This window comes from Thauera phenylacetica B4P (assembly GCF_000310225.1).
Classification (GTDB): Bacteria; Pseudomonadota; Gammaproteobacteria; order Burkholderiales; family Rhodocyclaceae; genus Thauera; species Thauera phenylacetica.
Window position 1 is genome coordinate 1 of sequence record NZ_AMXF01000198.1, and the last position, 7576, is coordinate 7576.

The 7576-nt window shown below is 68.9% G+C and carries 7 protein-coding genes; 4 read left to right on the top strand and 3 right to left on the bottom strand.

Annotated elements, in window-relative coordinates:
• Nucleotides 1-1532: DEAD/DEAH box helicase (locus C667_RS17940; RefSeq protein ID WP_004373612.1), on the top strand; the 1532-nt coding region annotated here is incomplete at its 5' end.
• Between the two features lie 154 nt (nucleotides 1533-1686).
• Here the strand turns inward: C667_RS17940 and C667_RS17945 are convergent.
• A complete protein-coding gene (locus tag C667_RS17945; RefSeq protein WP_004373615.1) occupies nucleotides 1687-2358 on the bottom strand; it encodes a YiaD family glycine zipper/OmpA-like lipoprotein in 672 nt (223 codons plus the stop codon).
• A gap of 234 nt (nucleotides 2359-2592) precedes the next feature.
• Here C667_RS17945 and C667_RS25170 point away from each other — a divergent pair.
• A protein-coding gene (locus tag C667_RS25170) for an IS5 family transposase (protein WP_370701707.1) occupies nucleotides 2593-3343 on the top strand; the annotation gives its coding sequence in 2 pieces (ribosomal slippage) (nucleotides 2593-2928 and nucleotides 2930-3343; 750 coding nt in all).
• Nucleotides 3344-3411: 68 nt separating this feature from the next.
• On the opposite strand, the gene crcB is transcribed toward C667_RS25170, so the two are convergent.
• Nucleotides 3412-3795, bottom strand: a complete 384-nt coding sequence (crcB, locus tag C667_RS17955) for a fluoride efflux transporter CrcB (protein ID WP_004373620.1) — start codon at nucleotides 3793-3795, stop codon at nucleotides 3412-3414.
• A gap of 180 nt (nucleotides 3796-3975) precedes the next feature.
• Here crcB and C667_RS17960 point away from each other — a divergent pair, with 180 nt between their 5' ends.
• Together C667_RS17960 and C667_RS17965 are read left to right on the top strand one after the other, a co-directional pair.
• The gene (locus C667_RS17960) at nucleotides 3976-5253 is read left to right on the top strand and encodes a DUF4118 domain-containing protein (protein ID WP_004373622.1); all 1278 of its coding nucleotides are present in this window, start codon (nucleotides 3976-3978) and stop codon (nucleotides 5251-5253) included.
• Nucleotides 5250-5996 (top strand): response regulator, encoded by a 747-nt coding sequence (locus C667_RS17965; protein ID WP_004373625.1) that lies wholly within the window; start codon nucleotides 5250-5252, stop codon nucleotides 5994-5996. The genes C667_RS17960 and C667_RS17965 overlap by 4 nt, the downstream gene beginning before the upstream one ends.
• Here C667_RS17965 and C667_RS17970 read toward each other — a convergent pair.
• Nucleotides 5953-7410 (bottom strand): TrkH family potassium uptake protein, encoded by a 1458-nt coding sequence (locus tag C667_RS17970; RefSeq protein ID WP_004373629.1) that lies wholly within the window; start codon nucleotides 7408-7410, stop codon nucleotides 5953-5955. The two genes, C667_RS17965 and C667_RS17970, sit on opposite strands and share 44 nt — an antisense overlap.
• Between the last annotated feature and the right edge of the window lie 166 nt (nucleotides 7411-7576).

The following is a 7576-nucleotide window of genomic DNA, read 5'->3' on the forward strand; positions in this document are numbered from 1 at the left end:
TGCCCGGCCGCGGCCGCGAGCAGCTCGCCGCGCTCGCCGCGCGCCTTCGCGACGCCGAGGGCATCCGCGCAGTCGCCGCGCCGGCGGGCTTCCGCGCCGAGCTGCGGCCCTACCAGCTCGAGGGCCTGGCCTGGCTGCAGCACTTGGTGCGCCACGAACTCGCCGGCATCCTCGCCGACGACATGGGCCTGGGCAAGACCGCGCAGACGCTCGCCCACCTGCTCGTCGAGAAGCAGGCCGGCCGGCTCGACCTCCCCGCCCTGGTGGTGCTGCCGACCTCGCTGGTGTTCAACTGGCAGGCCGAGGCCGAGCGCTTCGCACCGGACCTGAAGGTGCTGAACCTGCACGGCGCCGACCGCCACGCGCGCTTCGAGGAGCTGGAGGCCGGCGACGTCGGCGCCGGGAAGATCGACATCGCCCTCACCACCTACCCCCTGCTGTGGCGGGACGCCGAGCTGCTGCAGGCGCGCGAGTGGAGCCTGCTCATCCTCGACGAGGCGCAGACGGTGAAGAATGCCGCCAGCAAGGGCGCGCAGGTGATCCGCCAGTTGAAGGCCCGCCACCGCCTGGGCCTCACCGGCACGCCGCTGGAGAACCACCTCGGCGAGCTGTGGGCGCAGTTCGATTTCCTGCTGCCGGGCTTCCTCGGCAGCCACAAGGACTTCACCGCGACCTGGCGCACGCCGATCGAGAAGCACGGCGACACGGTGCGCCGCGACCTGCTCGCTGCGCGCCTGCGCCCCTTCATCCTGCGCCGGCGCAAGGAAGACGTCGCCACCGAGCTGCCACCCAAGACCATCATCGTGCGCAGCGTCGGCCTGGAGGGCGGCCAGCGCGACCTCTACGAGACGGTGCGCGCGGCGATGGACGAGAAGGTGCGCGCCGAGATCGCCGGCAAGGGCTTCGCACGCAGCCAGATCGTGATCCTCGACGCGCTGCTGAAGCTGCGCCAGGTGTGCTGCGACCCGCGCCTGCTCAAGTCACCGGCCGCGCTGCGGGTGAAGGAGCGCGCCAAGCTCGACCTGCTGATGGACATGCTGCCCGAGCTGATCGACGAGGGCCGGCGCATCCTGGTGTTCTCGCAGTTCACCACCATGCTCGGCCTGATCGCAACCGAACTCGACAAGGCGAAGATCGGCTGGGTCGCGCTGACCGGCGACACCCGCGACCGCCGCATCCCGGTGGAGGACTTCCAGAAGGGTCGCGTGCCGGTGTTCCTGATCAGCCTGAAGGCGGGCGGCGTGGGCCTCAACCTCACCGCGGCCGACACCGTGATCCACTACGACCCGTGGTGGAACCCCGCGGCCGAGAACCAGGCCACCGACCGCGCCCACCGCATCGGCCAGGACAAGCCGGTGTTCGTGTTCAAGCTGGTGTGCGCGGGCAGCATCGAGGAGAAGATCCTCGCCCTGCAGGAGAGGAAGGCGGCGCTCGCCGAGAGCGTGCTGTCGGAGGACGCGAACGCGCTCGCCAAGTTCGGCGAGACCGACATCGCCGCGCTCCTCGCCCCGCTGCCGACGGGCGCGCGTTGAGCGCGGGCGGAAGGCAGGCCACGCCCCTTTCGCCGCGCAAGTACGCCAAATGGCGCGACAAGCGCATGCAGGGGCGCGGAAGACGCGGATGCGGCGGCAGGGAGACCGCGGTCGTTCCTCCCGACCGCGACCTCCCTGCCCGCCAAGACAGGATTTACTGCTTCGGCGCCGGCTCCGCGATGAAGATCTCCACGCGGCGGTTCATCGCACGACCGGCTGCGGTGGTGTTGTCGGCGACCGGCTGGCGCGAGCCCCGACCGTCAACCGCGATACGCTGCGCGGACACACCCCGTTGCACCAGGTAATCGCGGGTGGAAGCCGCACGATTGACCGACAGCGGATCGTTCACCGCATCCGAGCCGGTGCTGTCGGTGTGGCCGATGATGGTCACGGTGGTCACCGGGTGCTGGTTCAGCGTGGACGCGAGGCGATCGAGCACCGGGCGCATGTTGGGCTTGATCGCGTAGCGGCCAACGTCGAAGGACACGTCTGCGGGAATATCGACCTTGAGCTGGTTGTCGGTGGTCTGGCTGATGCCGATGCCGGTGCCCGCGGTCGCCTGCTCCATCTCGGCGCGCTGCTTCTGCATGTTCTGCGACCACAGATAGCCGCCGCCCGCGCCCAACGCGGCGCCGATCGCCGCGCCGGTGGCGGCGCTCTTGCCCTTGTTGCCGCCCGCGGTGGCAGCACCGATCAAGCCACCGGCCACGGCACCGATCGCGGCGCCCATGCCCGTGTCGCGCTGGGTCTCGTTCATGTTGGCGCAGCCCGAAAGACCAGCCATCGAGAGCGAGATCGCGGAAAGGGTGACGATGAATTTTTTCATGTAATGGCCTCCGTTGCGTTGAGGGGGTACTGCCGGTGATGCAGCTGGGGATGCGGTTCGGCGTGAATTATGGATGTGCCGTGCATTCACTCTAGGGTCTGTTGACAATCAACAGCATAAATAATCCCATTGGCATCGATATTGTAAGATAGTCTTTCATATTCAATGGCTTGCCGAGTGGCTGTTCACACTCTCAGTTTTATGGTCATATCCTGACTTTTGGGTAGAGTCAGGATGGCCCGTGTGTGGTTGCGTGATGATCAGTTCGAGCGGATTGAGGCCCTGTTGCCTGGCAAGGTAAGCGATCCGGGCTGCACCGCGGCCAATAACCGGCTGTTTGTCGAAGCGGTGCTGTGGATCGCACGCACCGGCAGCCCATGGCGCGACCTGCCCGCCGAATTCGGCCCCTGGAACAGCGTTTATCAACGCTTTGCCCGCTGGTCGCGCAAAGGCGTGTGGCATCAGGTGTTCGCCAAGTTGGCCGAGGACGCGGACTTCGAAGAGCTTTTCATCGACAGCACCATCGTCCGCGCCCATCAGCATGCCGCAGGTGCGCCAAAAAAAAGGAGACCAAGCGCTGGGGCGCTCGCGCGGCGGACTGAGTACCAAAATTCACGCCGTTGTCGAAGGGCTCGGGTCTCTGGCCCGCTTTGCCCTCACCGGCGGTCAAGCCGGCGATAGCCCGCAGACGCTGCCTCTGCTCCAAGGCTTACTGCCGGGTTCGCTCAGCGCCGACAAGGCCTACGATACCGACGCCATCATCGACTATCTGGCCACCAACGACATCGAAGCGGTCATTCCGCCACGCAGTCATCGCCTCGTCCAGCGCCCATTTGATCGACATCAGTATAAGAACCGCAACCTCATCGAGCGCTTCTTCTGCCGCATCAAGCAATTCCGACGCATTGCCACCCGCTACGACAAGCTTGCCGAACGATTCGCCTCCTTCATCGCACTCTGCGCCGCCGTCATATGGCTTGCTTGATTGTCAACAGACCCTAGCCCATCGGAGTGAAACAGAAAATGAAGCTGCCGCCCGCCTTGCGGCGTAGGTCACGCGCGCAGGGCGTTGAAAAGCGCATATCCAGCCCAGGTCATCAGCACGGACCCGGCCACATGAACGACCAGGTGAGCGCCCAGCCAGCCGATCGCACCACGCTGCAGCAGGTGGAAGGCCTCGGCGGAAAAAGTGGAAAACGTCGTCAGCCCACCGAGCAGGCCGGTGGTGAGGAGCAGCTTGAGCGCCGGCGACAGCGTCGGCCAGGCCTGCACCGCCGCCAGCGCGACGCCCATCAGGAAACCGCCGAGCAGGTTCGCTGCCAGTGTGCCGAGCGGAACCAGCACGAACACCGGATTCAGCCACAGCCCCAAACCCCAGCGCAGCCAGGCGCCACACGCCGCGCCAACGCCCACCGCCGCGAATGCCGCAAGATTCATCGTTGGTACCCCATCCCGCCTCCGTCTCCGCTCGCCCCCACATGCGGCCCCATCCCGCTCCATCCAGCATTCTACCCACCCTCCCACCAGGGCGACCCGCAGGATGGAAGCCGGATGGCGAGGGCCGGCAGCGCCGACACGAGATGAGATCGGGGGCGGCCGCGCTGCTAACATCGCCGCATGAACCGCAGCTCCTCATCCGCCCCGGGTCGCGCCCCGTGGCGCAACTACCTGCTCGCCGCGGTCGCAGTCGCTGCGGTGGCCCTGCTCGGCGCGCCGCTGCTCGGGCAGTTCGACCTGGCCAACATCGCGATGCTGTTCCCGCTCGCGGTCCTGTTCGCGGCAATCCGGCTCGGACGGGGACCGGCGGTGTTCGCCGCATTCCTGTCGGTGGCGCTGTTCGACTTCTTCTTCGTGCATCCGCACTTCACGCTGGCGGTGTCGGACCTGCAGTATCTGCTCACCTTCGCCGTGCTGCTCGCGGTGGCGCTGACAACGGCCGAACTCGCCGCGCGCCTGCGCCGCGAGCGCGACACCGCCGAGGCGCGCGCCGAAGAGGCGGCGCAGGCGCGCCTGGCCGCCGACACCGAGCGGCTGCGCAACACCATGCTCGCCTCCTTGTCGCACGACCTGCGCACGCCGCTCACCGCACTCGCCGGGCTGGCCGAGTCGTTGCCGCTGGCCGGACCGCCGCTGCCGCCGGCCCAGGCCGAGCTCGCAGAGGCGATTCGCGCGGAGGCCTTGCGCACCCACACGCTCGCGCGCGACCTGCTCGATCTCGCCCGCCTGCAGTCCGAGACGCCGCGCCTCGCGCTCGACTGGCTGGCGGTGGACGAACTGGTCGGCAGCGCCCTGCAGGCGCGCGGCCACGCCCTGCACGAGCACATGCTCACGCTCGACCTGCCCGAGGAGCTGCCGCTGCTGTTCGCCGACGCCGTGCTCATGGAGCGGGTGGTCTGCAACCTGATCGACAACGCGATTGCACACACCCCCGCGGGCGGGCACATCGCACTGTCGGCACAGGTTGGCGCCCCGCCTGCGGATGCGCCGAACGGCCCAATGGATTCGGCGTCTGCGCCATCGCGCGCGGCCAGCGCCGAGCGCGGCAGGCCACCGGACCGGGCTGCGCAACCAGGACCGCAAACCGGCACCAGCTGGCTCCGCATCCGCGTGTGCGACGACGGCTGCGGCCTGCCGCCCGACCGCGAACAGGCGATCTTCGAGCGCTTCATGCGTGCGCCACATCCGCGTAGCCAGCGCGATGCAGCGACGGTGACCGGCGACAGCGGCACCGGCCTCGGCCTGGCGATCGTGCACGCGATCATGGCGGCGCACGGCGGCAGCGTGAGCGCGCACAACCGCGCCGGCGGCGGCGCCTGCTTCGAGCTGCAACTGCCGCTGCCAGCCCAGCCCGAACGACCGCCACCCGAGGACGAGGCCGGAGAGCCCGCTCGATGAAGAGCCCCCACACCCCTTCCCCGGTCGTGCTGCTGGTCGAGGACGACGCCGGCATCCGCCGCTTCGTGCGCGCGGCGCTGGAGTCCGAGGGCTGCACGGTGCACGAGGCCGCCGCACTCGAGCGCGGTCGCATCGAACTCGCCAGCCGCCGCCCCGACCTGCTGGTGCTCGACCTCGGCCTGCCCGACGGCGACGGCATGACCCTGCTGGCCGAGCTGCGCGGCTGGAGCGGCATGCCGGTGCTGGTGCTGTCGGCGCGCAGCGACGAGGCCGACAAGGTCGCGGCGCTCGACGCAGGCGCCGACGACTATCTCGCGAAGCCCTTCGGCGTCGCCGAGCTGCTCGCGCGCGCACGCGCCCTGCTGCGCCGCGCGCTGCGTCCGGCACAGGCCGCGGCATGCATCGGCTTCGGCGATGTCGAGCTCGACCTCGAGCAGCGCCGGGTGAGCCGCGCCGGCGCGCCGGTGCACCTGACCCCGATCGAGTTCCGCCTGCTCGGCCTGCTCGCCGCCGCCGCGGGCCGCGTGGTAACGCAGCGCCAGCTGCTCGCGGGCGCCTGGGGGCCGAACCACGTCGAGCATGCGCACTACCTGCGCGTCTATATGGCCGGATTGCGCCGCAAGCTCGAGCCCGACCCACGCCTGCCGGTCCACATCCTCAACGAACCCGGCGTGGGCTACCGGCTGGTGCTCGAGCCGCTCAGCGCCGCCAGAACGCCGGCGTCAGCACCACCAGCAGGGTGAAGATCTCGAGGCGGCCGAGGATCATCGCGAAGCTCATCACCCAGGTCTGGAAATCGCCCAGGCCCTGGTAGTTGCCCGCCGGCCCGAGCGCGGCCAGCCCAGGGCCGGCGTTGTTGATGCAGGCGACCACGCCCGAGAACGCGGTGACCAGGTCCAGCCCGGAGGCGGCGAGGATCAGCGTCAGGCTGACGATGCTGACCATGTACATGAAGCTGAACGCGAGCACGGCGTGCAGCACATTGTCGGAGACGCGCTGGCGGCCCAGGCGCAGCGGCACCACCGCGCTCGGGTGCAGCGAGCGCACGATCTCGCGATGGACCTGCTTGTACAGGATGATCGCGCGCATCATCTTGATGCCGCCGCCGGTGGAGCCGGAGCAGGCGGCGAAGCTGCTCAGGAACAGGATCCACACCTGGGCGAACATCGGCCACAGCGTGTAGTCGTAGGTTGCCAGGCCGAGCGAGGTCGCCAGCGAGACGGCGTGGAAGGAGACGTGGCGGAAGGCGAGCGCGCCATCCTGGTAGGCGCCGCCCTCGAGCAGATACACGGTCAGGAACACCACGGTGACGGCGAGCACGCCGAAGAACCAGCGCAGCTCGGGGTCCTGGCCGTAAGGGCGCGGCGTGCGATGGACCAGGGCGAGGTAGTGGGTGGCGTAGTTGATCCCCGAGAGCAGCGCGAACACGATGGTGACGGTTTCGATCGGCACGCTCGCGAAGGCGCCGAGGCTGGCGTCGCGGGTGGAGAAGCCGCCCAGGCCCATGATCGAGAAGGCGTGGATCACCGCGTCCCAGGGGGCCATGCCGGCTTGCCAGAGCGCGATTCCGCAGGCCACGGTGAGCACCACGTAGACACCCCACAGGCCCTTGGCGGTCTCGGCGATGCGCGGGGTGAGGCTGGACTCCTTCATCGGCCCGGGCGTCTCGGCGCGGAAGATCTGCCGCCCACCGATGCCCAGCAGCGGCAGCACCGCCACCATCAGCACGATGACGCCCATGCCGCCCACCCAGTGCATGAAGCAGCGCCACAGGTTGATCGACACCGGCATCGCGTCGAGCCCGGTGAGCACCGTGGCGCCGGTGGTGGTGAGCCCGGAGGCGGCCTCGAAGTAGGCGTCGGTGAAGGACAGCTCGGGGAGGTAGAACATCAGCGGCAGCGCACCGAACACCGGCGTGATCAGCCAGGTCGCGGCCACGAGCAGGAAGCCGTCGGAGACGCGCAGGTCCCGCCTCGCCCGCCGCCCGCCCAGCCACATCGCCAGCCCGGTGACGAAGGTGGCGAGGATGGCGAGGTCGTAGGCCTGGGTGGCGCCGTCGTCGAGCGCGAACGAGACCGCGAGGGGAAAGCCCATCACCAGCCCGAACAGCATCAGCATCATGCCGAGCACACCGAGGACGGGAAAGTAGGCTTGCATCGCAACAAGGGCGGCAAGGGCCGCAAAGCTGTGTAAACGCTGCGGATGCTAGGCGGCCACGCGTAAAGATTGCGTTAAGAGTTTGCAGTGCAGCACGAACGGGAGGCGGGAGGCGGGAGGCGGGAGGCGGGAGCAAGCGCAGAGGGCGCGGTGATCGCTCACCGCG

Excerpts from the sequence above, each read along its gene's own strand:
- C667_RS17945 (WP_004373615.1), bottom strand. The coding sequence starts at position 2,358 with ATGAAAAAATTCATCGTCACCCTTTCCGCGATCTCGCTCTCGATGGCT.
- crcB (WP_004373620.1), bottom strand. The coding sequence starts at position 3,795 with ATGAATCTTGCGGCATTCGCGGCGGTGGGCGTTGGCGCGGCGTGTGGC.
- C667_RS17960 (WP_004373622.1), top strand. The coding sequence starts at position 3,976 with ATGAACCGCAGCTCCTCATCCGCCCCGGGTCGCGCCCCGTGGCGCAAC.
- C667_RS17965 (WP_004373625.1), top strand. The coding sequence starts at position 5,250 with ATGAAGAGCCCCCACACCCCTTCCCCGGTCGTGCTGCTGGTCGAGGAC.
- C667_RS17970 (WP_004373629.1), bottom strand. The coding sequence starts at position 7,410 with ATGCAAGCCTACTTTCCCGTCCTCGGTGTGCTCGGCATGATGCTGATG.